The organism is Sporosalibacterium faouarense (assembly GCF_016765695.1).
Lineage (GTDB): Bacteria > Bacillota > Clostridia > Tissierellales > VENL01 > Sporosalibacterium > Sporosalibacterium faouarense.
Genome location: NZ_JAETGO010000034.1, coordinates 76,812 through 98,989, shown reverse-complemented (window position 1 = coordinate 98,989; position 22,178 = coordinate 76,812). Strand labels below are relative to the sequence as shown.

Sequence of the window (22,178 nt, the reverse complement as noted above, 5' to 3'; positions counted from 1 at the left end):
TCATTCTTTTCAGATTACATCATATGTTATTTAGGGTTTGGGACAAAGTCCCAAGTATTAAAGGGTATGGGAAACTCCCATCAAGCACAATGTCATACATTGTGGAAGCTTGCCCTCATAAAAGCAGAGCTTTCTTATTCGGTCTTTGGGGTATTGATAATAAAGTACTCACATCGAATTAATTCAATCATTTAGTACCCTATTTAATTCGTTTTTAATTATTTCTGAAATTTCTTTTGCATTGAACTTTTTAATGTCAAATCCTCGCTCCTGTATTCTGTTAAAAACAACATCATTGAAACCATCACTACGAATACGTTTTAGATAGTCATCAAAATTAATATTTACAATAAGTCCCTTATCAAAGTTTCTATAGAGCAAGTGTGCGCATGACATCTTGAACAAAATTCTATCCATACCTTCATTTCCTGTTAAATTACCTCCTAATAAAACAGTATACCTATAAGTCACATTGTATCTAATATACGGAATCATATTATACTGAGCACAAGTAAGTAAAATGTTAAAAGCTTGAGCAAAAAAGCCACTGATTATCGAAAAAAATATAACAGCTTCATTTAATTGATTACCAAAAGGATTTGTTTCAGTCAGAAAATCTCTAAACCGTTTGTCGAGTTTAATTGTCAAATCATCATATTCATCAAAAATAATTTTATTTAAGGCATTTTCGTCGAGAGAATTGATAACATCTTCAATATTATTAAATTCAGTTAAATACCTTTCTTTAGTCATTGTCACGTCTTTAAACATGCTAAGAAATGCTTGTTCTGTTGCATTCATAATTATATCAGAACCAATGTCAGTTAATAATGTTACAGGAAATATTAAAATAGCATCTGAATATTCTTCAATTATTCGGATATTATCTCTTATTGCATTTACTATTTGTTCCTTTAGTCTAGCTTTATAATCTGCATCTTTAATGTTTTGAGATGTTTCAATGAATTTATGTAGAGGGTCATCAACTATATGTATTTCACCAAATGCTACAAACGGAAAATGCTCATTATCTTCTATATCTAGAAATGATGCGCCTGTGAATGTATAGCACTCATGCTCATTAGATATATTATTTAGAATGAGTTTAACAATTTCTCTATTAGAGTACCAAAACAGATTAATTTCATCCAGAGTCGGATAAAAATCTTCTTTTTCAAAATTATTTAAGGCATTTCTTAAAAAATCTACGTATTCATTTTGAAGTTCCTTAATCTTAGTAAGCAAAAAATCATTTATCAAATTTCATCACCTCATTAAATAACGACTCGGGTAAAGCGAAAAACTCATTTAATAATTTGATCGTACTATTCATAGTTGATATACAATCTGGCCACACACTCTTCAAATTCTGTTTGTTCTCATAATCAGGTACACAATGATATTGATGCGCTGGTGAATCGCATTTTAACAACGAGCTTTCTCTAATTGCTCCCCATAATCCATGTTCAAAAGACGAATCATAGTCATAATAAAGACCAAACAATTCTTTCTGCCCTACTGAAATAGCTTTGTCTCTAATATTCTGTTTATCAAAGTACGATGTATCCATGTCCAAATATCTCTCATCAATCATTTCATTTACTAACATCTCAAGATATTTATAATCTACATGACTATCTGGAAGTTCCTTCTCTGCATCTCTAAATCTAGCCACTACCACTTTATATAACCCAATGCCATACATTTGATATTTTTCCCAAATATCATCTTGACTTTCTTCAGCTTTAATCAAATATTTCATCATGATATAATTTTCAATCACTGTTCGAATCGAGCTTCTTGCGGCAATAGAATTATATAAATTGTGTTCATATATTTCTATAATCCTCTTATATGAGTATGTACCTAAACCTAATAACACTAATGTTTTTTTATCTAGAGGGTTTACCGCTATAAAACAATTCGTGTAGTATTGAAATACTTCATAGAGTAACTCCACGTATCTATTCGCATCTTCATTATTCTCAGGCCATTTCATAAAAAACAATTTACAATCACTCATCTTACTAATCCTCCCCCAAAAATTTTCTAAAAATGTAACATCTAAGATTTCCAAATTTAGGACCATCATTTCCATACTCCTAATAGAAGGTCTTATAATTCTCATCTTCTCATCCGAATGCTCAAGTTTAGGATACTCTAAAATTAAGTCTAATTCTTGTTTTGGAAGACCATAAGTACCTGTTAAGAGAGTGAAAAACAGAACTAAAAATCTTATATCTGTTGCAAATTCAGATTGATGCATGTATCCCTTTTCCAACACTTTTGTAAGGATTTCTTGCCGCTTACTCGGGTGCATCGTCATATCAGTGAAATATTTAGAAAAAACTCTATTTTCACTATAAGTGTATAAAAGAGTTAAAGGCGTAAATACATTCGAGTCCATAATTTCTACAACATAAGAAAACAGCTCGTTTTGCTTTGCTTCATTTAGACCTAAAACTAATGAAAAAGCAGGAGCTTTTAATTCTCCACTAATTTCATGTAACTTTTTTAGAACAAAATATGATTTTTCTAACCCTTTTTTCCTACCGTACTTATATAGAATAAGTGATAACCATAAATACTCTGGGAACCTATTTAAACACCATGATTGGTTTTTAGTTACATCACCAAGCAGACTGTTCCAAGGTGTTATAAACTTTCCTTTTTTAAAAATATGTTCGGATAATTTATTTTCACTCAAATAATCACATCCTTTTAATATCTCAAATTGTTATCATATTAACATTATAAGCTAAGAGCATAGCTTCAGAAAGTAAATTTTATCATATTTATCAATTTGCTTTATGTTTAAAGAAACTCAATCTCCATTTTTTCATCCATTTTCTCTGCTACTTGTTTTTCAATATATATTCCAAAGCGCATTTCCATACCACCTTTTGCAATGAGAAAGTTCTTTCGATCCAAGTTATAAAATAGATCTCTTGGCGTTGTATACTCATCTTCATAGCCATTAAAAAGATTATAGGATAATCTCACTAAGGCTTTGCTGCTGGAGCATAGGTCAATCTCAACACTGGTTAAGACTTCAGGATTGATTTCATGATTTTTGAAATCATAGATGTGTTTGCATTTCATAAACAGATCTTCATTGCCCCCTAAAATATAGAAAAGCGCCATTCTCTCTGTATCTCCTGGATGTGTTTTGTCATGTAATATCACATTTTGAAAATTATGAGCATGATCCTTATTTAGAAAATACATAGCCTGCCTCCTTTCATAGCTCCATTTCTTCTTCCATATCCCTATCTAAGTTATAAACTACTGATGGCTCATTAACCTGATCTGATTGATGACTATTTCGAATTGAAAGTAAATCTTCATTAAAATCCTTACCTATTGGACTATGCCTTAACAGCTTATAGTTCTCATGATATTTCTCATTAAATTGCTGGCAAGCAAAATGCCCTGCTTCGTCATTGTCGAGGCAGAGCATAATTCTATTAATCTCTGGATGAAGTTTTAAATAATAATCTAATGCTCGATCAGCTACACCTCCAAGTGAAATCATATGATGTTCAAATGATTCAATTCCATGATACTGGAGTAAAGTTAAATAGCTCATCAGATCAATGGGTGATTCAAAGACACATACCGTTGTGCTACTTCCCTCATAAGAAAAGGGAAATGCCTTATCGGAGTTTTTTACATCTCCCCGATAGGAATTTCCCCTTGTATTGGTACTACGTACACTGGCGTATTTGGCTTCATGCTTTTCATCATAACCTACAAAGACACAGCTCCTATGAGTATTTTCAAATAGCTTGTCTTGACTGATAAAATCGTAAACAACTTCTTTATCAATACCTCTTGATTGTATGAGATAGGCAATGACATGCTTATAGGTATCATTTTTATCTGGCAATACAAATGGTCCTTTTGCATCATCAATTAGTTTAGGTCTTGGGGTAAAATCACTTTTTTCTGTACCAAGAAGTGTATAAACTGCATCTACCCAGTTCTTACCTTCCATTTCCATAACAAATTGAATAGGACCACCGCCTGCATCTTTAGAAAACCAATTCCATTTAGCACCAGTTGAATTGATGTAAAGACCTCCGTAATCTTTGACTTTATAGGAATTACCCACCTTTTTGAGATTAAGTCCTATTTGTTCAGCATATGCAATGAGATTGATGCTGTTCGCTTCATTAATTTCAGCTTCTGTAAATCGCTTCAAAGCCTAACACCCCTCATCCATATCACCAAAGTTTATTGTTTCGATATCTCCGTCAAAGGTTTTAATCACTCGTTTTAATACAACAATTTTCTCATGTTCTTCAGTGGTAAGCTCCAAAGACTTATGATGTAGCAAAAGTGCTTTAATGCCATGATCTAAAATATAGCTTTTAATCTTTTCCTTTGTTTCGCCTGTTGCACCAAGAATCCATGTAATGGTTTCAGCATTATTCTCTCGAATTTGTTCTGTTCTATTATTCATCGATTATCCCTCCTACAATTCCATCTCTTCATCCACTGAAATATATTCAACCTGCTCTTCTTCAGCTGCTGATAATTTAATAGGTTCATAATTTGCAACATCCATTCTATCGTTTGGTAATACGCCATTTTCTGCCATAGAACTAAAGCTATAGCCACCCACAATAATATGGTCTAAAACTTTAATGTCTAAGGGTCTAAAGATATCAACAATTCGTTGTGTTAAAGCAACATCTTCACGAGAAGCTTTTAAACTACCCCCGGGATGATTATGGGAAAGAATGATGCTACTACAATCATTTGCAAGAGCCATTTTAAGGATATCTCTTGGGTATACAACTGCCATATTGGTAGTGCCTTGCGACACTGTTCTAAGCTCAATAATGCTATTGCTGTTGTCTAAAAAGGCAACTAAGAACCTTTCCTTATCTTTCACACCACCAAGTAGTGAGGCGAAGTATTTCCCCGAATCATTAGGAGATTTAAAGGTGATTTTATCGTTTTCCTGTTCCAGTTTTAGCACATTATAAGAGGCAATAAATTCATTGAGTTTATTAAGCTTTTCAAGCTGTCTATCATTAGGTTCAACAACACCAGGATGTTCTAAGATATTAAAGGGATTATTTTCTTTTGCATAACTTTTTAATTTACTCATTGGAATACCGGTCAGTTTATTTAAGCTTTGAAAAAAGCTATCTGAGTATTTTGCTTTAGTTGCCATATCACTGTCCCCCTTCCAATGCTTCTAATGATTTTGCCTTAGCTTCAATTACTTCTTTAAGCGCCTTAATTCTGTCTTTTTCAACTTCTTCAACATCCAAAGCATCAATGCTTGTAAAGAATGCCTGAACGCCTAATTTTTCTACTGCTTTTACCACTTTCTTTTCTGAGCTTCCCGATAGCTCCAGCACCTCACACATAAGTTCTATGACGTTTTCTTGTTTGAGATTTTGAATCATTTGTCTAGTCACTAAATTCCACTCCTTTCATTTAAAAAGCAGAGGATAACCCCTGCTAAACTGTCATTTCTTCATCATCTTCAACTATCGTATCTTCATTAAAATCATCTTCACTCACCGCCAGACCATCATCTCCTTTATCCATATCCAGTTCAGCATTAAGCTCGAATTGTCGCTTTAGCTTCTGCGCAAATGCTTCCTTATACATAAATGGTTTTTCCCATTCTTCCTTGGACTGTGCCATATTTCTTTCATACTCATCAATCTGACTTTCCGTCTTTTCAATCCGCTTTTCAAGCCCTTCCAAAAGATTTTCAAGCCTAACCATATTACCGTGGGGACTATCTCCAAATTCAACTTCGTATTTTTGCTCTGCATGAAGGATCATCTTGTGTTGACCAAAGAAATTGTTCTTTAGGATTAAAAGATCAAATCCATTAAATGTACCCACATGAGCCTCTTTATCCGGTTCGAGTCTTGATAATAGCACTTGAAGATAGGTCCCTGCTTTTTCCCTTTCATCAAAGAATTTGCCATCAATATTAATTTGAAATTCTTCTGTCTTATTCATGTCTCGTCGACTGATGTCTTTAATCAATCCTTCAAGTCGCTGTTTTGCCTGCTGAATCAACTTAGGGTATTTGTAGGTGAAATTATCCTCCATGGCATACCTCCTGCTGTTGTATTCAGACTTTAAAAGACTTAAACGACTGACTTCATTATCAATATCCATCTTTTCTTTAATCAAAGGATTACCTGTTGCTAGGGCTTTGACTTCTGCAAAAGATAGTACTGTTTCATCAATATCCTCAGCATTTCTTGCAACAGATTTGCTGGTCATAATTTGGCTGATGAAGCGCTGTTTGTTCTCAACAATTTGCCACAAATAGCTGTCAAAAGTTGATTTTGTCACATATTTATAGATGTTTACAGCTTCATTTTGATTGCCTTGTCTTAAGATTCTTCCTTCCCGCTGTTCCAGGTCACTTGGGCGCCACGGGCAGTCTAAATGATGAAGAGCAATTAAGCGGTCCTGTATATTGGTTCCTGTGCCCATCTTGGCAGTTGAACCAAGAATAATGCGTTTGTTACCACTACGCATATCAGCAAATAGAGCTTCTCTTTGCGCTTCACTACTGGCATCATGTATGAAACAGACTTCTTTTTCTGGAATACCTCTCTTTATCAATTCTTCCTTGATATAAGGATAAACAGAAAAACGCCCATCTGTATTAGGCGTTCCTACATCACAAAATATGATTTGTGTTCCTTTAAAAAAATCACTCTCCTTATATTCTTCAAAGACCTTATCAATACACTGATTGACTTTGCTATCTGCTTCATTTGGTGCTTCATCATAAAGTAATCTTGGATCAAGTCCTAGAAGTCTTGCTTCATTGGTTATCTTTAGCATGTTGTCAATCCTTGGATCAACCATACCATTTCGAATATCACTTGCCCTTTCAACAAAGCTTTCCATGATCTCTTTTGTAAAATCACTGGACTCAGCTGAAATCAACTTATGTTTGTCTCCCTTTAATTTAGGCACAGGTAATTTAAGCATATCCGCTGTTTTTACATCTGCCATATTTTTAAAAATCGTCATGAGCTCCGGTAAATTAGAGAACTTAGCAAATCTGCTTTTATAGCGATAGCCCGTACCTTCAGGAGCCAATTCTAGACTTGAAACCACTTCTCCAAACTGAGCTGCCCATGCATCAAAGTGATGGATACCTCTTGCTTCAAGCTCCTTATTTTGAATATACCTTTGCATAACATACATTTCAGTCATGCTATTACTGATGGGTGTACCAGTCGCAAAGATGACGCCACGTCCTTGATTGATTTCTTGGATATACTGGGTTTTCATGAGCATATCCATGGATTTTTTACTACGTGTATTGGAGATTCCCGCACCATTTCTTATCTTTGAAAATACAGCACAGTTCTTAAAATAATGAGCTTCATCTACATAAACACAATCTATTCCAAGTTCTTCAAAGTTAATCACATCATCTTTGGGGCTGTCGTGAAGTCGTTTGATTTCAGCTGTTAATGAAAGCTTGAGTTTTTCCATCTGCTTGATACTCCAATTTTCGCCATTACTCTTTTTTGCATCAGCAATAGCAGCTGAGATATCATTAATCTGCCGATAGATCATTTCTTCCTGACGCTCTTTCGATACAGGGATTTTCTCGAATTGCGAGTGTCCCATAATAACAGCATCATAAGCTCCTGTAGCAATACGACTGACGAAACGTCTTCGATTAGATTTTTTAAAGTCCTTTTTTGTAGTGACTAGAATATTAGCCGATGGATAAAGCCTTAAGAATTCACTGCCGATATGCTGTGTTAAATGATTTGGTACAACAAGAACTGCTTTATTAATCAGTCCCAGTCGCTTTTGCTCCATACAGCTGGCAACCATTTCGAAAGTCTTTCCTGCACCTACGGAATGTGCTAGAAGTGTACTGCCACCATAGATAATCCTTGCAATGGCAGCTGTTTGGTGTTCTCTTAATTTAATGTCTGGATTCATCCCTGGCAATTTTAAATGACTGCCATCATATTCTCTCAGGCGAATATTGTTATAATGCTGATTGTAATAATCCACATACTTTTTACGTCTCTCTGGATCTTTAAATAGCCATTCTTTAAAGGCTTGTTTTAGCAGCGATTGTTTTTCTCTCGCCAGCATGGTCTCTTTTTTGTTGATGACATATTTGACGGTATCTCCATCTTCAACACGATCCTTAACCGTAGAATTTCTAAGATTCAAGCTGTCTTCAATGATGTAGTAAGCATTAATTCTAGATGTACCATAGGTTTCTTTGGCTGAAACTGAATACCCATCTAAGCCTTTGTTCTCAACACCAAAGCTTGCATTGTAATTGTTATAATGCACTTTGATTTCGTTTCTGCCACCAGTATTATGATAATATCTCGGTGTTTTCAAGGTCTCATAGATAAACTGCTCATAATCTGCTGGTTCAATCCATGTGGTTCCTAACCTTACATCAATATCACTGGCCTCAAGATCAATGGGTTGTACTTTTTCTAGGGCAGTAACATTTTTTGAAAAGAGTTTCGAATTCATGTCCGCAAAGACTTTGGCAAATTTAAGCTTTTGCCTTACATCACCTGAGAGATATTCATCAGCAGTTTCCCAACCTCTCAAAGCATCATTTTCATCATACTTTTCAGGGTTTAAGTAGATATCCTGTTTAAGCTCTTTAATGATGACTTTTGGTTCTTCATCATAAAGCTCAGCCATAAATGGAATGTCCACCATGCCTTTTTCATTTAAGGATGCTGTTAATGCTTCAAAAGCAGAATCTACATCGGTTATGGATTCATAAGGCTTAATGGTCTGTTTTGTGAACATATCTGCCTTTGTTACATGATGATCCTCATCCTCCACTTCTAAAGAACATAAAAGTGGATAGTCATTGTCATCACGGAAGGCGCTGGCATTGGGTCTTGAAGTAATATATCCATAATCTTTAACAAAAGCATCATAGATTTGGTTTAACTGGTCTTGAGCCTTTTCAAGTGATTCTTTCGTGCAGCCTTCCGTTTGAAGTGTAATGATTTCTCTAGTTATATCCCGAATCGCCATCATGCCTTGAATCCGCTCAAGGGTTTTACCGGTATAATCCATTCGTCTCATAATAGAGTTTTCACGGTAATAAAGTTTCTCATCAATAAAGGCATAACAGTAGTTCTTGTACTTAGGATCAGCAGGTATGTCATTGCTGTCCTCTTTTTTTGCCTGCTCGTAGTAACCAATTTCAGCTTGAAGATGAGACACAGCTTCTGATAGAGCTTCCCCTAGATTAAAGTTATTTTCTGTATTTACACACGTCGTATAGCGACTGTCTCTACCAAACATCCTTTCATCAAATACCATCTCACCAAGCATCATATGGGGATGGTCAATAAAGTATTGATTGACGGGGACCCCATTTTCATTATCTGCAACCGATAACCACGTTGGTATTTCCACCGACCTACGTTCTCTCTTTTTTAGAAAAAGGATATCTGCTGTTACATCGGTATTGGCATTTTCCTTAAATGCTGTATTAGGTAATCGTATAGCACCAATTAATTCAGCTCTTTCAGAAATATACTTCCTGACAGCTTGATCTTTTTTATCCATGGTTCCCTTACTGGTAACAAAGGCAATGATGCCACCAGGACGCACTTTATCTAGTGTTTTTGCAAAGAAATAATCATGGATCATAAAGTTATGCTTATCATAAAGTCTGTCATATACTTTGTAATTCCCAAAAGGTACATTGCCAATGGATACATCAAAAAAGTTATCTTCAAATTGTGTTTCTTCATAGCCTTTGACTTGAATCTGCGCTTTCTGATAGAGCTGCCTTGCAATACGTCCGGATATATCATCCAGTTCAACCCCAAAAAGCTTTGACTTGTTCATAGAATCAGGAAGGTGGGAAAAGAAATTACCAACGCCCATGGAAGGTTCCAAGATGTTCCCTTTTTTAAAACCAAACTGATCTAGTGCCTGATAAATACTTTGAATGACAACAGAGGATGTATAGTGGGCATTAGGCGTTGACGCTTTTGCACTATCATATTCTTCTTGTGACAATAGTTTTTTTAGTTCACCGTATTCATTGCTCCAACCACTTGCCCCCACATCAAAAGCTTGTGGCATACCACCCCAACCAACGTATTTGGCTAAGATGGACTGTTCTTTGTCAGTGGCCATACGGTTTTCTGTTTCAATGACTTTTAACGTTTTAATCGCTTCAATATTAGCTCTAAATTTTGTTTTTAACCCACCAATACCAATTTCATCTTCAGGTGAAAATTGATAATTGATTTTTGTAGATTGTTCCTGTTTTTGCTTTTCATCTTCAACTGGACCTATGGATACAATACCCCACTTTTCTTCTTCCGTCAGTGGTTTCTCATCGGGCAGATAATCTAAAACAAAATCAACACTTTCTTTTCTGAAAATTGGATAACCAGTTTGCCCTGCAAAGCTTAAATCCATAAGAGATACCGCATTGTTATCATAGTCAATGAATTCGATTTGAAATTTCCTTCCCTCAATATCCACTTCCATGCCAACTTCTAAGGGGTATTCATGGAGATCCTCATCTTCTAGGTCCAATAAATCATCTGTTTCTGAAGGTGCTTCAATAATGATTTCATGACCTTTATCATCAAAGGTTGCTTCTACGTTTGCCACGTCTACATCCTCTGAATAATAAGCCTTATAAACAATGTGACCTTGCCTAGCAATATTCGATAACCAATCTTTCAGAAAATCATTTAACTCATCTTCTAAATCAGGATTAACTAATTCATCACCCTGATACGCTTCATGATAGATTGCCATGTTATCCTGTTGAAAAGTGGCTGCTGTTAATGTTTTATGATTCTGATCCACAATGAGTTCCATATCCGGATCACTCATCAGGTCTCCATTTTGCTCGTAATAATGGGATAGAGAGATTCGATTCTCATAGAGCTTTTCAATGACAAGATCCATAAAGCCAGGTGCTTTCAGTTTCATATAGCGATAACGTCCGCTTAAGATACCAGGGGCTATCTTCATTAACTTTTTATAGTTCTCATGTGTAATGTCATTTTCAGCATAATTGATGTCAAATAATGTTGGTTGATACACTGCCTTTCTTGTTGGTGGCTTATCATTTTTATACCGAGGTTCAAAGTATTTACCGTTATCAATTAAGGCATCAATACCGGAAACAACTTTAGCCCAAGACAAATGAATTTCTTTATCAGATTTATATAAATCAATGGTAATCCCTTTACTGTCGTGATTTTCAAAACCGCTTAGGTCATCAGTGAATGTAACAGAACCACCACCAGTACCATATTCATTTTTTAGAAAGTCTGCTCTTTCTTTTGCAGTATGTTCTTCTGAAAAGAAATCAACAATCCGTTGTTTCCCACCTTGAAATCCAGAACCTCTTAGCAGTACCTTTTCAATAAGCTCATCATCTGTTAGTTCCATTAAAAAAGAGCTACGCTCCGGCAGCTCTAAATCTTTTGCTATCTCTCCTTGAAGATGATTTCTTGAAGAACGATCTCCTCCGCTCTCGTTCGAATCATCTCCCTGTGACGATAAGTCTGATAGGTGTTGGTTGGATCTTGTAATGGTTCTTTCTGTAGCATCTGCTCCTCTAGTTTCTCCATCCTCTCCCATGCTTCCTCGTTCACTTGATGCATCAGTAGAAGCAGCGTCCCTTCGGTCACTAGATAATTGTACCGATTGATGTGTTCCTCTTTCAGGTAATTCATTGCCATCTGTCCGTACTTCCCTAGTGGCTTCTTGTCGTAGCTTTCCTCCTTCGATATTTGAATCTGAGGATGATAAATCCCTTGTACTTCTTGGTAACTGAGTTCCATGGGTTTCATTGACATTCACACTCCTTTTTTCTTTTTTTATGCTTTTAATTTCTCTTTCAATTTCTCGTAAAATTTGCTCTGAGATGATGCTTGTCATATAGCCTAATCTTAAGGTTAATGCTTTTGTCTCAAAATCTGTTACTGTACTAAATGCATTTAAATTACTTAATTTAGGTTCTTCAATACCTGAGCGGATGGCTGTCATGTACTCCACACTATCAATGAGAGACTGCATAAACTGCTTTCTAACACCTTCAAGGGGAAGTCCCGATAATTTGGTCTTAGACAGTTCTTTTTCAAGTCCTTGCTGAATATCAGAGGCATAAGCTATGACTGATTCATGGGTCCGCCTTGCAATCCATTCTGACAACGTATTAGCTCTAAAGCTTTCTAATAATTGTGATTCTAATGCTTCATTTAATTGCCATACTTTAGGAATGGTATGTGGTTGACCATGAGTGTCTTCAATGTCAAATAGATATTTCAGTTTTAAATAAGCACTTTGATCATCAAAGACTGCGATACTCTTAGCGCCCCTGTTAATCCATCTGCCAATGCGACGATTCCAAATTTCCATATCTGCAACTAATGTAGCTTCAGGTCTTTGAGCATATATAAGCACGGCATTATTAAAGCTATGCTTATATATCCTTGCGTGAAATGTTAGAAATTCTTTCCACGCCTGCTCATCTTGCATGATTTCTTTCAAGATGTAGTCATAAATTTCCTTGATTTCTGTCAGTCTACTCAATCATCTCCTCCCCCTCCTCTAAGTCATGTGATTGGTTTTTCACCTGGCTAAAGTAAAAATCCAGAGCTTTTTCAATTGTTTTTTCAATAGCCTTCTTATCCTCATTTGGATTAAAGTACTTTGAAATGATTGTGGGTTGAAGCTTAAACGGTTTCACTTTACCTGTGCTTTTAAGCATATCACCACTGATAATCTTTTGGGCTATATTCCAATTAAGATTACCCTCTCTCTCATGCTTTCTCAAAAGAGCTGCCTTTTTCATATCTACTTTAAAGGTGTTCTCAGAAATAATGGCTTCCACCATTTCTTGATTTTCCTGTGATAGATAAGAAAGGTCTACACCAGCTCGCATGGCAATTTTGCCTTCATCAACTAAGTCTTTTAATGGAGCATTTAATTCGTTGATACGCAAATAGCGGGCTACTGAGCGAGAGGACAAATCATATTTTTCACCAATCTCTTTTTTTGTATCTAACTTCGTGCCCACTGGGCATGAAGTTAAATCTTCCATTGCATTAGGCGCTTTAGACAACTTCTCAATCTCACTTAGTAAATCTGTTCTGACACCTTGGCTTTTCATTACACTGTGTCTAGTAGCAAGAACTGTGGCTCTTTCTGAGTGAGCCAGTTCTGAAAAGGAACGTTGCATTAAATTTGTTTCAGTGACAATTAGTGTCGCTTCTTCTTCTGTGAGCCCTTCCTTTATTACCGTTGGAATCTCAGTTAACCCGGCTTCTTTAGCTGCATTAACTCTGTTGTGGCCAGATAAAATTTCAAATTTATCATCTACTTTTCTTACAACGATAGGAACAATCACGCCATAGTTTTTAATACTCTCAACCATGTCATTGAATCGTTCCCCTTCATAAAGCTTGAATGGATGATTTCTAAAAGGAATGAGATCATCAAGCTTTAATGACGTGGTGCCATCTGTTTTTTCAGATGGCGCATCACTATGATCCTCCCCAAAGATTGAGGCAAATGTTTCCACTTTTTTCATTTTTGCTTTATCCATTGTTAATCAACTCCTTTGTCAGTTCCTGATAAGCAATAGCCGCTTTATTCGTTGGCATATAATCCACGATACATTTACTTTGAAGATTGGCTTCTCCAACTTTTACAGATTTGGGGATTCTAATATCAAACACTTTGATATGCTCACCATAAGATTCATCTACCATTTCAATCATATTTTTGGATAGATTGGTTCGCTCATCAAACATCGTTAGCAGAATGCCTTCAAAAGTAATACTTGGATTAATTCGGCGCTTTATCTTCATAATAGTATGAAGCAATAGTTCCAGTCCTTTTACCGATAAGTACTCCGGTGTTGCTGGAATCAATACACTGTCACAAGCAGCTAATACATTTAATGTCATTAAGCCTAAGGATGGAGCTGAATCTACAATGATGTAATCATAATCTGCTCTAAGCTGTTCTATGATTGTTTTTAGAACGTATTCTCTGCTCATGGTACTGACCAAGTTCATCTCAATGGCTGACATTTCAATACTGCTGGGGATGACATCCACGCCATCCATGTTTAGTATGTAGTTCTCTTTTGGTGGAAAATCATCTTCATTCATAACAGCCATCATCAAATGATACAGTGTCGTATCAAGTGTTTCAGGTTTCTCAATACCAAAGCAGTCAGTCATTGAAGCTTGATTGTCCGTATCAATTGCGAGTACCTTGTAACCCTCCTTTGCTAAAATCGTTGCTAAATTCCTACAAGTTGTGCTTTTTGCTACCCCACCTTTTTGGGATGCTACGGCTATAATTTTACTCATGATTTTTTTTGCTCCTTTCTAATATTCACTTTATAATGTGATAATACATTTTATAATTAATTTAAACAAGGTTTCATCTATTTTACTTTTCTATATAGCAAGTCATTCTGCAAAATTATTGCAGATATTCACTAATAGGTGTATTATTTAACTTAGGCAGGTGATAATTAATGAAATTAACAATGGGTGAGAAAATCCGCATTTTACTTAAAAGAAAGAATGTAACGATTATAGAACTTAGCAAAAGACTTGGAACCACAAATCAAAACATGGCAAATAAATTCAAAAGAGATAACTTTTCAATGAATGAACTAGAAGAGATTGCAGAAGCTCTTGACTGTGAGTTTGAAGGATATTTTGTTGATAGGAATGGGGATAGGATATGATTCTATGTAAATGTCAATCCTAAAATGTATAAAAATTATAATCTCAAAATGTACAATTATTATAATTAGTGGTTATTGTTTTTCTTAGCTTCTAATAATTCTACTTTTCCTTTTAGTCTATAAGAGGGACCTGTTATTTTAATAATACTCGAATGATGGATTAACCTATCTAGTATTGCATTAGCAAGTGTAATGTCTGAAAAAACTTCTCCCCATTTACTAAAGGGTTGATTAGTGGTGATAATGGTAGAGTTCTTTTCGTAACGTTTATTGATGAGTTGAAATAATAAATTAGCCCCTTGTTTATCAATAGGTAGATAGCCTATCTCATCAATTATCAGTAGCTTATATTTTGCATAGTGCTTTAGTTTAGTTTCTAGTCTATTTTCAGCATGTGCCTTGTTAAGTTGCATAATTAAGTCATGGCATGATATAAAATAAGTTAAATGCCTTTTCTTAGCTGCAGCAACACCAAGTGCTACAGCCAAGTGAGTTTTACCAACTCCTGATGAACCAAAAAACAGTATATTTTCCTTATTTTCAAGAAATCTTAAACTCTGTAAATCTAATAATTCCGCTTTATTAATGGAAGGCTGAAAATCAAAGTTAAAGTCTGATAGTGTTTTTTCAAAAGGAAAAGCCGATACTGCTATTTGAATCTTTGAAGCTCTCTCATCTCTAAATTCCAATTCCTTTTCAGTCAACTTTAATAAAGCATCAATAAATGGAATTTCATTTTTAGCTATTTCTTCTAAAAAGTTTGGTAAGAAACTTTTGAACTTCTCCAGTTTAAGTATCTCAAGGTTATTCATCAGCTTATTATATGTACTCATGAAATCAATCCTCCAAAAATATATCCATATTTTTTAGATTTTCCTCAATAAATAGCTCCACATCCTCATCAGAATAGTGTTTAAGTGCATCTGAACGTAATATGTCCTTTGCATGATCTCTTTTGTAGTGAAGAATTTTATCAGATATTTTATGACAAGCAATTAAATCTTTAGTATAATAAATGTATAATTCAGTTTCTATTTGTGATACTGTTAAGTAACAACCTATATAACTTGTTGGAACAGAGTATTTTTTACCTTTATACCTAATCATGGATTCGTTAGATACCTTATATTCTTTTTCGTGGTAGAAATATGATAAAAGGAGATCCATAGGTGGTAAGGGGTTTAAATACTCTTTTTCTTTTTTAAATCTTAAAAAAGGTACTTCATTTGTTGCTTGTGATATCTCACTATTTACGTCTTGATTAAATGATTCCACAATGGTTTCTAATTCCTCGAAGGTATCAAACTCTTCATTAAATGGAACCAATCTATCTGTTAGTTTTGCAACAGTTTCTACTTTTCCTTTGGTTTCAGGTCTATATGGCCTACAGGTTATCACTTCAAAGCCAGCATCTATTGAAAAGTATTTAAAATTTTTATTTATGGTTATATTCTTAAAGGTTGTCCTATTTCTATCTACTACTGTGGACATATTATCAAACAGTATTTCCTTTGGAATTCCTTGATAATATTTAAACCCTTCAAACAGACATTCAAATAGTGTTTCTTGAGTCCTATCTGTTGTGAGTTTTAAGAATTTAAGTCTTGAATAACCTAAAACCATTAAAAATATGTTAACTTCAAATACTTCCCCTTGCTTACTAATCATCTTTATACTTTCTTTCCAATCTACTTGTGCTTGAAGACCTGGGCTAGTATCAAATCTGATTGTTGCTTTTTTTATTTCAGATTTCCTATGACTCTTAACAAAGTTATTTACTGTCTGATATCCTCCTTCATATCCCTTTTTTTGAATGAACTTAAATATCGCCATTGACTTAGATCCATAGTTATCTACTTTATCTATTACTATTTCTTTATACTCATCTAACTTACTTTTTACTTCTCTAGATTTTCTCGATACATCTCCTGAGCTATTAATATACTTTTCTACTGTCCTCCTATCACAATTGAATCTTCTTGCTAGCTCACTTTTGTTCAATAATTCAACCTCCTCCCTCAGAAGTTTTATTTGATTAGACACATCTTTTCGCATAATATTTCTCCTATCTTTTTTGAAAATATTATACTAAAAAAATGTATAAATCTGTGTATTTTGAGATTATAATTTTTGGTTAATTTGATTATATAATTTACATTCTACGTAAAATTAATATGGGAATTAACTTTAAATTTGCCAGTGAAATTATTAATATTTTTGATCCAGCCTCTGTTGATGAAAATTTTAAATCATTAACTTTTGTAAATTTTTCTTCATCAGATGAGTTCATTAAAATAGTTCTTGAGAATGGAAGTAATTGCATTAAGAAACCTGAAAAGTATTCACTTCTTCATCATTTAATAGAAGGCTATTTATACTGCTATTTGTCACATGAAAGGTACTACTTACTAGATTCACTTTGTGATGATTTTGAAAAGGAACTAATTATCGACTTTTTCCACAGGCAGTATGACCTCATAAATGAGTATCAAAGCAGTGAAATCGATTATGAGGAGATAATTGAAACCCTTGATTCAGAATATGAAAACTCGGACTACCAATGCCATAAAGAATATAAAGAGAATCTTAGAACTCTTTATGAAAAATACGAAGAGGAATTCGAAAAATTTATTCCTAACATAGTGGATTCAATATTTTTTTTATTATTTGGCAATAAGAAGTTCCTATTTTACTTCAATGAATACATGTCATCATTTATATCAAAAGATTACTTACCAGTAGATATGTTTGACGAACATAATCACCTAATTCGTATAAAATATCTGCCAGAGTGGCTTAAAAGAGCAGTTTATTACCGTGATCGTGGAAGATGCCAATACTGCAGTCGTGACATTTCTGGTTTATATAGCATTCTTGAAGATAACGAAAAACACTTTGATCATATAATTCCACTTGAGAAAGGCGGAACAAATGACTCGACGAATATGCAGTTAACCTGCTCAGAATGCAATCTTTCTAAAAATAAGAGTCTAGTTAATCCAGAGCACTATTATGAAGTTTATTGGTAAGACAACTAGCATTTTAAATCTAATGTATATGGAGAAAAAAATGAATTACAAAGATATTATCTTTATCATTTTCCCACCTCTCCCAGGTATAATAGGATCATATTTAACATACCATTTTACTAACCAGAATTCTAAAAACGAAAAATGCACTTAAATACAAAGAACATTATTATGAGTAATCCGAATCCAGGAATTGATCCAGTTATAGGAAAAGCTGCTGTAGGTAAAATTGTGTTGGCTATGAGAAAAGACTTACTTGGAAAAACAAATAAGAAAGCTGACGATTTTATTTTTATCGATGTAATGAACTGCTTTTAGTATAAAACAAGCACTAAAAAATCCTGAATTCACTCTCACGAATTCAGGATTTTTTGCTACCTATTTTCCATTTTTTAACCTCAAAACCCACTGCTGGTAGACGTGTTCCCACGTACCAGGTCATATTGCGATTTTGATTTTGATACTCCTTTTTAGGTCTTTTTGAGGGTAATTTTCACTATTTTTGCTAAAACTAAAGAAGTCATAATAGTGCTTAAACTCCAGTAAAATCAATGGTTCTGGCGTTGTATTCGCACCACCGTCTCTACATGCATAGTATGAGGAAACATATCCACTGGTTGAACCTCTACAGTTTTATATCCTTTTTCATCAAGATATTTCAAATCTCTAGCCAATGTTGAAGGGTTACAGGACACATATACAACTCTATCAGGTTGCATATTTACGATCGTATCTAAAACCTCTTGGTCACAGCCTTTTCTAGGAGGGTCTACCACTACTACATCCGCATTGACTCCTTGAGAATATAACTTAGGGAATACTTCTTCAGCTTTGCCAGTGTGAAATTCTGCATTAGTTATCGAGTTAATTTTAGCATTCTCCCTAGCATCCTTAATAGCTTGGTCGACTATTTCCACTCCATATACTTTTTTTGCTTTTTTGGCTAGAAATAAAGATATACTACCTATACCACAATACAAATCAAATACAGTTTCATTTCCAGTCAAGTTAGCGTACTCAAGGGCCTTATTATAAAGAACCTCTGTCTGCATAGGATTAACTTGAAAAAATGACTCAGCAGATATTTTAAATTTCAATTCTCCTATATAATCGACTATCTTATCTTCTCCATGAAGCGTTTTGCTTTTCTTCCCTAAAATTCTATTATTTCTACTAGTATTGATATTCTGTACTATACTTTTTATATTTGATAATTCACTTGTTAAAGAATCAATCAGTTTCTCTCTATATGGAAGTTCTTTTCCATTTGTAATTATCACAACCATAATATCTTCAGTTGCAAACGCTGTTTTGGTTAAAACATGTCTTATTATTCCTTCTCTTGTTTTTTCATTATATGGTTTAATATTATTCTCATTCATATAAGTCCTTACAATATCTAAAACTTTGTCATTCAAATCATGCTGAATAACACAGCTTTTTATGTCAACAATATCGTGGGTTCCCCTCTCATAAAAACCTATTTTTACTCCATCAGCACTCATTCCTACTGGAAATTGAGCTTTATTTCTATAATTATATGGTGTTTTCATACCTATAGTGTTATGTATTTGAACTCCATCTAGTTTCCCTATTCTCTCTATATCATTCTTAACCTTATCTGTTTTAATATCTAGCTGTACTTCATAGCTTAATCCTTGAAGCTGACATCCGCCACATATATCTGCTACTGAGCATTTTGGCTGAATTCTATTCTTAGAAGGCTCTATTAACTTTATCATCTTTCCAACAGCATAATTCTTTTTGACTAGTATAATTTTGACTTCTATTTTATCTCCAATAAGTCCACCATTTACAAAAACAGTGAAACTATCTATCTTTCCTACTCCTTGACCTTTATGATTCAAATTAATTATTTCAATTTCTTTTACCTCATTCTTTTTAACTGGTACTGTCATCTTTCTCACTCCTACTTATTATTAGTAAACATATTTTTCAAAGGAATTATACAAGTGGGTAATTCCATATTTATATTAAGTCTATTTTCTAGATTATATAGGTTATATGGCTTATTGAATCATTTTCATTTAATTTTAATATTAAAATATCTGAACACATGATTCACTATGATATAGTCTTTCATAAAGGTTTGATAAGTAATTTTCATATATATTAACTATCATTCCCTCACTCAAATAGTATATCTTAAGTTAGTTATATTTTATAATTATTTTTCTACCAATTACAAGTCGAATCTCCTTTATTTGATTTTTTAAACAAATACTTTATTATTAAGCAATATAAATAACGCCTTACTTTGTAACATATTATAGATCATACAATATAATGTACTAGCTTAATCGAAGGGAGTGAGTTGCTAATGACTGACGGAGAATACTGCAATCATAGATGTCATAATAAATGCTGTAAGGGTGATGAGCTTCTATGTATTGCTATTCCAGTTCCTATAACTGTTGTTATACTTGGCTTTGAATTAAATGTTGATATCCCCTGTATTCGTATAACAGCTCCTGATGATATGAGTTCAGATCAAGCTAATGACCTAATGAATTCTCTTAATGGTATATTAAGTAATTTGACTACTATTGTTTCAAATGAATAAGAGTAATACAATTTAGTATTTGTAATATTACCCGCTATAAGCTAGCTTATAGCGGGTAATAATTAAATTAAAAATCAAATAATTAAATTTTAAAAATATACACCTATCATGTAGCTACAAAAAAAGTACACACCTAGAAATAGACATCAGGTGTGCTTAGATAAATTAGAATCAGTAGCCCTGATCTATTCAAGGACATACTAAACATTTTTAACCAATTTTTATGATTTTATACATTTTAACCCATATTTACAAATACTCTCTTAAGTATTTTCCTTATAATAGATTATATAGACATTTAGGTTTACAATTCATCTTTTTATTACCACTTTTTTTAGTCAATCTTAAAAATATTCAATCCAGATGATTCATCAAAGAACCTACCAACTTCTCCATCTACTGTATCAAGTATAATTTCACAAGTTCCACTTATATGACATTCATTTAAATGTCCACCAAAGGCTTCATATTCCTCATTTCCAACAGTTATGTGTAAGTGCAGGTACAATTCACCATCTTTAGTAGTTATATTACCAGTTAAATTAGTTATCTCGTATTCCCCTATCAACTCTTTATTATGGTACTCATGGGTCTCAGTATTATATAGACCTACAGTTAATCTATCTGCTGCCCCTAAACCCGTTAGTGAACCTAGTTTTACATTATTCTCTTTACAGAAGTTATATAGTGAACCTACAACCTCCTCACCTTTATCAATTCTTAAAAAATACTTATTGCCAAATCTTTTAGACTTCATAAAACCATCCTTTCTGTATACCCTTTTATAATTTTATTACTCCCTAGTTATCTAAAATAAATATTCATATTTCCCTCTTCTATCATTTTTTTAAATTTCCTCTTAATAAATGCCTTAAATATTTCTCTTATGCCTGGAATAACTAGACAAAACCCTAATATATCTGTAATCAACCCTGGTGTCAATAAGAAAGCTCCCCCTATCAACACACATAGTCCATTTAAAAGCTGGTTCCCTGGAATTCTACCTTCATTTAACTCCATCTTTATTTTACTTATAATGAGTCTTCCTTCACTTTTGGCTAAATATGCTCCTGCTATACCTGTTACTAATACTAATCCTATTGTAGACCAAGTCCCCATCACACCTGACAATTGAAACAAAATGTATAGCTCTACAATGGGTGTAATTGTAAATAGCAATATTAGCTTCATTAACATGGCAATTCCTCCATTATTCTATATTTTCACTCAGCATATCCCAAACTGCCTTATAGCTTTTCCTAAAATTCACAGGTTTTAATTCTTTATTTACAAAGGCATGCATAGTATATCCCTTTGCTAAAAGTACATCATCAGCTTTTCTATAAACTTCATACTCAAATTGCAACTTTACCCCTTTTAACTTAGTTAGTTTCGTTTTAACAGTAATCTCATCATCATATTTCGCAGCTATTATATACTTACATCCTACATCTATAACAGGTAATAAAATATTTTCATCTTCCAAACTTCTGTAGGTCATTCCCATTTTTCTAAAAAAATCAGTTCTCCCTATTTCAAACCACGTAAAATAGTTTGCATGATATATTACTCCCATTTGATCTGTTTCAGCATATCTAGTTCTAAAAGTAGTTTCTTGAGACAATTTTATCCCTCCATTACATATGTATTAATAATTTTAGTTATTTATTTATCCATCAATGCTTTTGTCCTAAAATAAAATACTATGTCTATAATTATAACACTTACCTATGTTAAATAAAAGATATCTAAATCCTAACATATACTATTTGGAATCTCTAAAAGGAGCTGAAATATAAATTTC

20 protein-coding genes are annotated in these 22,178 nt (G+C 33.8%); 4 read left to right on the top strand and 16 right to left on the bottom strand.

The window, feature by feature from the left end; all coding sequences use genetic code 11:
• Nucleotides 1–183: 183 nt before the first annotated feature.
• The 10 genes from JMO20_RS05225 to JMO20_RS05175 form a co-directional block, all read right to left on the bottom strand.
• Nucleotides 184–1,260 carry a hypothetical protein gene (locus tag JMO20_RS05225; RefSeq protein ID WP_202708482.1) on the bottom strand — a complete coding sequence of 359 codons (1,077 nt, stop codon included), beginning with the start codon at nucleotides 1,258–1,260 and terminating at the stop codon, nucleotides 184–186.
• A complete protein-coding gene (locus JMO20_RS05220) occupies nucleotides 1,250–2,707 on the bottom strand; it encodes a DUF5677 domain-containing protein (RefSeq protein WP_202708481.1) in 1,458 nt (485 codons plus the stop codon). The genes JMO20_RS05225 and JMO20_RS05220 overlap by 11 nt, the downstream gene beginning before the upstream one ends.
• 107 nt (nucleotides 2,708–2,814) lie before the next feature.
• Complete coding sequence (locus JMO20_RS05215; RefSeq protein ID WP_202708480.1) at nucleotides 2,815–3,228, bottom strand: DUF6075 family protein; 414 nt, start codon at nucleotides 3,226–3,228, stop codon at nucleotides 2,815–2,817.
• A gap of 13 nt (nucleotides 3,229–3,241) precedes the next feature.
• The gene (locus JMO20_RS05210) at nucleotides 3,242–4,204 is read right to left on the bottom strand and encodes a DUF3991 and toprim domain-containing protein (protein WP_202708479.1); all 963 of its coding nucleotides are present in this window, start codon (nucleotides 4,202–4,204) and stop codon (nucleotides 3,242–3,244) included.
• A gap of 3 nt (nucleotides 4,205–4,207) precedes the next feature.
• Nucleotides 4,208–4,465, bottom strand: a complete 258-nt coding sequence (locus JMO20_RS05205; protein WP_202708478.1) for a hypothetical protein — start codon at nucleotides 4,463–4,465, stop codon at nucleotides 4,208–4,210.
• Nucleotides 4,466–4,477: 12 nt separating this feature from the next.
• Nucleotides 4,478–5,185 carry a JAB domain-containing protein gene (locus tag JMO20_RS05200; protein WP_202708477.1) on the bottom strand — a complete coding sequence of 236 codons (708 nt, stop codon included), beginning with the start codon at nucleotides 5,183–5,185 and terminating at the stop codon, nucleotides 4,478–4,480.
• 1 nt (nucleotide 5,186) lies between these two features.
• Nucleotides 5,187–5,384, bottom strand: a complete 198-nt coding sequence (locus JMO20_RS05195; RefSeq protein ID WP_207753441.1) for a hypothetical protein — start codon at nucleotides 5,382–5,384, stop codon at nucleotides 5,187–5,189.
• 94 nt (nucleotides 5,385–5,478) lie between these two features.
• Nucleotides 5,479–12,585 (bottom strand): DUF6908 domain-containing protein, encoded by a 7,107-nt coding sequence (locus JMO20_RS05190; protein WP_243414634.1) that lies wholly within the window; start codon nucleotides 12,583–12,585, stop codon nucleotides 5,479–5,481.
• A complete protein-coding gene (locus JMO20_RS05180) occupies nucleotides 12,578–13,600 on the bottom strand; it encodes a ParB N-terminal domain-containing protein (protein ID WP_202708473.1) in 1,023 nt (340 codons plus the stop codon). Before JMO20_RS05180 ends, JMO20_RS05190 begins: the two co-directional genes overlap by 8 nt.
• Nucleotides 13,593–14,375 carry a ParA family protein gene (locus JMO20_RS05175; RefSeq protein ID WP_202708472.1) on the bottom strand — a complete coding sequence of 261 codons (783 nt, stop codon included), beginning with the start codon at nucleotides 14,373–14,375 and terminating at the stop codon, nucleotides 13,593–13,595. Before JMO20_RS05175 ends, JMO20_RS05180 begins: the two co-directional genes overlap by 8 nt.
• Before the next feature lie 170 nt (nucleotides 14,376–14,545).
• Here JMO20_RS05175 and JMO20_RS05170 point away from each other — a divergent pair, with 170 nt between their 5' ends.
• Nucleotides 14,546–14,761: a helix-turn-helix domain-containing protein gene (locus JMO20_RS05170; RefSeq protein ID WP_202708471.1), complete on the top strand. Its 216-nt coding sequence runs from the start codon at nucleotides 14,546–14,548 to the stop codon at nucleotides 14,759–14,761.
• 65 nt (nucleotides 14,762–14,826) lie between these two features.
• Here JMO20_RS05170 and istB read toward each other — a convergent pair whose 3' ends face one another.
• Nucleotides 14,827–15,594, bottom strand: a complete 768-nt coding sequence (gene istB, locus JMO20_RS05165; protein ID WP_202708470.1) for an IS21-like element helper ATPase IstB — start codon at nucleotides 15,592–15,594, stop codon at nucleotides 14,827–14,829.
• Between the two features lie 4 nt (nucleotides 15,595–15,598).
• Nucleotides 15,599–16,762: an IS21 family transposase gene (gene istA, locus JMO20_RS05160; RefSeq protein WP_202708469.1), complete on the bottom strand. Its 1,164-nt coding sequence runs from the start codon at nucleotides 16,760–16,762 to the stop codon at nucleotides 15,599–15,601.
• A 173-nt stretch (nucleotides 16,763–16,935) separates the two neighbouring features.
• Here istA and JMO20_RS05155 point away from each other — a divergent pair, with 173 nt between their 5' ends.
• Together JMO20_RS05155 and JMO20_RS05150 are read left to right on the top strand one after the other, a co-directional pair.
• The gene (locus JMO20_RS05155; protein ID WP_202708468.1) at nucleotides 16,936–17,790 is read left to right on the top strand and encodes an HNH endonuclease; all 855 of its coding nucleotides are present in this window, start codon (nucleotides 16,936–16,938) and stop codon (nucleotides 17,788–17,790) included.
• A 171-nt stretch (nucleotides 17,791–17,961) separates the two neighbouring features.
• Nucleotides 17,962–18,108, top strand: a complete 147-nt coding sequence (locus JMO20_RS05150; protein WP_202708467.1) for a hypothetical protein — start codon at nucleotides 17,962–17,964, stop codon at nucleotides 18,106–18,108.
• 230 nt (nucleotides 18,109–18,338) lie between these two features.
• On the opposite strand, the gene rlmD is transcribed toward JMO20_RS05150, so the two are convergent.
• Nucleotides 18,339–19,709 carry a 23S rRNA (uracil(1939)-C(5))-methyltransferase RlmD gene (gene rlmD, locus JMO20_RS05145; protein WP_202708466.1) on the bottom strand — a complete coding sequence of 457 codons (1,371 nt, stop codon included), beginning with the start codon at nucleotides 19,707–19,709 and terminating at the stop codon, nucleotides 18,339–18,341.
• A gap of 422 nt (nucleotides 19,710–20,131) precedes the next feature.
• Between rlmD and JMO20_RS05140 the strand changes: the two genes are divergently transcribed.
• A complete protein-coding gene (locus JMO20_RS05140; protein ID WP_202708465.1) occupies nucleotides 20,132–20,374 on the top strand; it encodes a hypothetical protein in 243 nt (80 codons plus the stop codon).
• A gap of 334 nt (nucleotides 20,375–20,708) precedes the next feature.
• On the opposite strand, the gene JMO20_RS05135 is transcribed toward JMO20_RS05140, so the two are convergent.
• Genes JMO20_RS05135 through JMO20_RS05125 form a run of 3 tightly spaced genes read right to left on the bottom strand, consistent with a single transcriptional unit; the run spans nucleotide 20,709 to nucleotide 21,998 of the window.
• Nucleotides 20,709–21,131 carry a PPC domain-containing DNA-binding protein gene (locus JMO20_RS05135; protein ID WP_202708464.1) on the bottom strand — a complete coding sequence of 141 codons (423 nt, stop codon included), beginning with the start codon at nucleotides 21,129–21,131 and terminating at the stop codon, nucleotides 20,709–20,711.
• A gap of 47 nt (nucleotides 21,132–21,178) precedes the next feature.
• Nucleotides 21,179–21,571 (bottom strand): FxsA family protein, encoded by a 393-nt coding sequence (locus tag JMO20_RS05130; protein ID WP_202708463.1) that lies wholly within the window; start codon nucleotides 21,569–21,571, stop codon nucleotides 21,179–21,181.
• Between the two features lie 13 nt (nucleotides 21,572–21,584).
• A complete protein-coding gene (locus tag JMO20_RS05125) occupies nucleotides 21,585–21,998 on the bottom strand; it encodes an acyl-CoA thioesterase (protein WP_202708462.1) in 414 nt (137 codons plus the stop codon).
• Between the last annotated feature and the right edge of the window lie 180 nt (nucleotides 21,999–22,178).

Excerpts from the sequence above, each read along its gene's own strand:
- istB (WP_202708470.1), bottom strand. The coding sequence starts at position 15,594 with ATGAGTACATATAATAAGCTGATGAATAACCTTGAGATACTTAAACTG.
- JMO20_RS05195 (WP_207753441.1), bottom strand. The coding sequence starts at position 5,384 with ATGTGTGAGGTGCTGGAGCTATCGGGAAGCTCAGAAAAGAAAGTGGTA.
- JMO20_RS05215 (WP_202708480.1), bottom strand. The coding sequence starts at position 3,228 with ATGTATTTTCTAAATAAGGATCATGCTCATAATTTTCAAAATGTGATA.
- JMO20_RS05135 (WP_202708464.1), bottom strand. The coding sequence starts at position 21,131 with ATGAAGTCTAAAAGATTTGGCAATAAGTATTTTTTAAGAATTGATAAA.
- JMO20_RS05170 (WP_202708471.1), top strand. The coding sequence starts at position 14,546 with ATGAAATTAACAATGGGTGAGAAAATCCGCATTTTACTTAAAAGAAAG.
- JMO20_RS05140 (WP_202708465.1), top strand. The coding sequence starts at position 20,132 with ATGACTGACGGAGAATACTGCAATCATAGATGTCATAATAAATGCTGT.
- JMO20_RS05175 (WP_202708472.1), bottom strand. The coding sequence starts at position 14,375 with ATGAGTAAAATTATAGCCGTAGCATCCCAAAAAGGTGGGGTAGCAAAA.
- JMO20_RS05155 (WP_202708468.1), top strand. The coding sequence starts at position 16,936 with ATGGGAATTAACTTTAAATTTGCCAGTGAAATTATTAATATTTTTGAT.
- JMO20_RS05130 (WP_202708463.1), bottom strand. The coding sequence starts at position 21,571 with ATGTTAATGAAGCTAATATTGCTATTTACAATTACACCCATTGTAGAG.
- JMO20_RS05180 (WP_202708473.1), bottom strand. The coding sequence starts at position 13,600 with ATGGATAAAGCAAAAATGAAAAAAGTGGAAACATTTGCCTCAATCTTT.
- JMO20_RS05200 (WP_202708477.1), bottom strand. The coding sequence starts at position 5,185 with ATGGCAACTAAAGCAAAATACTCAGATAGCTTTTTTCAAAGCTTAAAT.
- rlmD (WP_202708466.1), bottom strand. The coding sequence starts at position 19,709 with ATGACAGTACCAGTTAAAAAGAATGAGGTAAAAGAAATTGAAATAATT.
- JMO20_RS05205 (WP_202708478.1), bottom strand. The coding sequence starts at position 4,465 with ATGAATAATAGAACAGAACAAATTCGAGAGAATAATGCTGAAACCATT.
- JMO20_RS05150 (WP_202708467.1), top strand. The coding sequence starts at position 17,962 with ATGAGTAATCCGAATCCAGGAATTGATCCAGTTATAGGAAAAGCTGCT.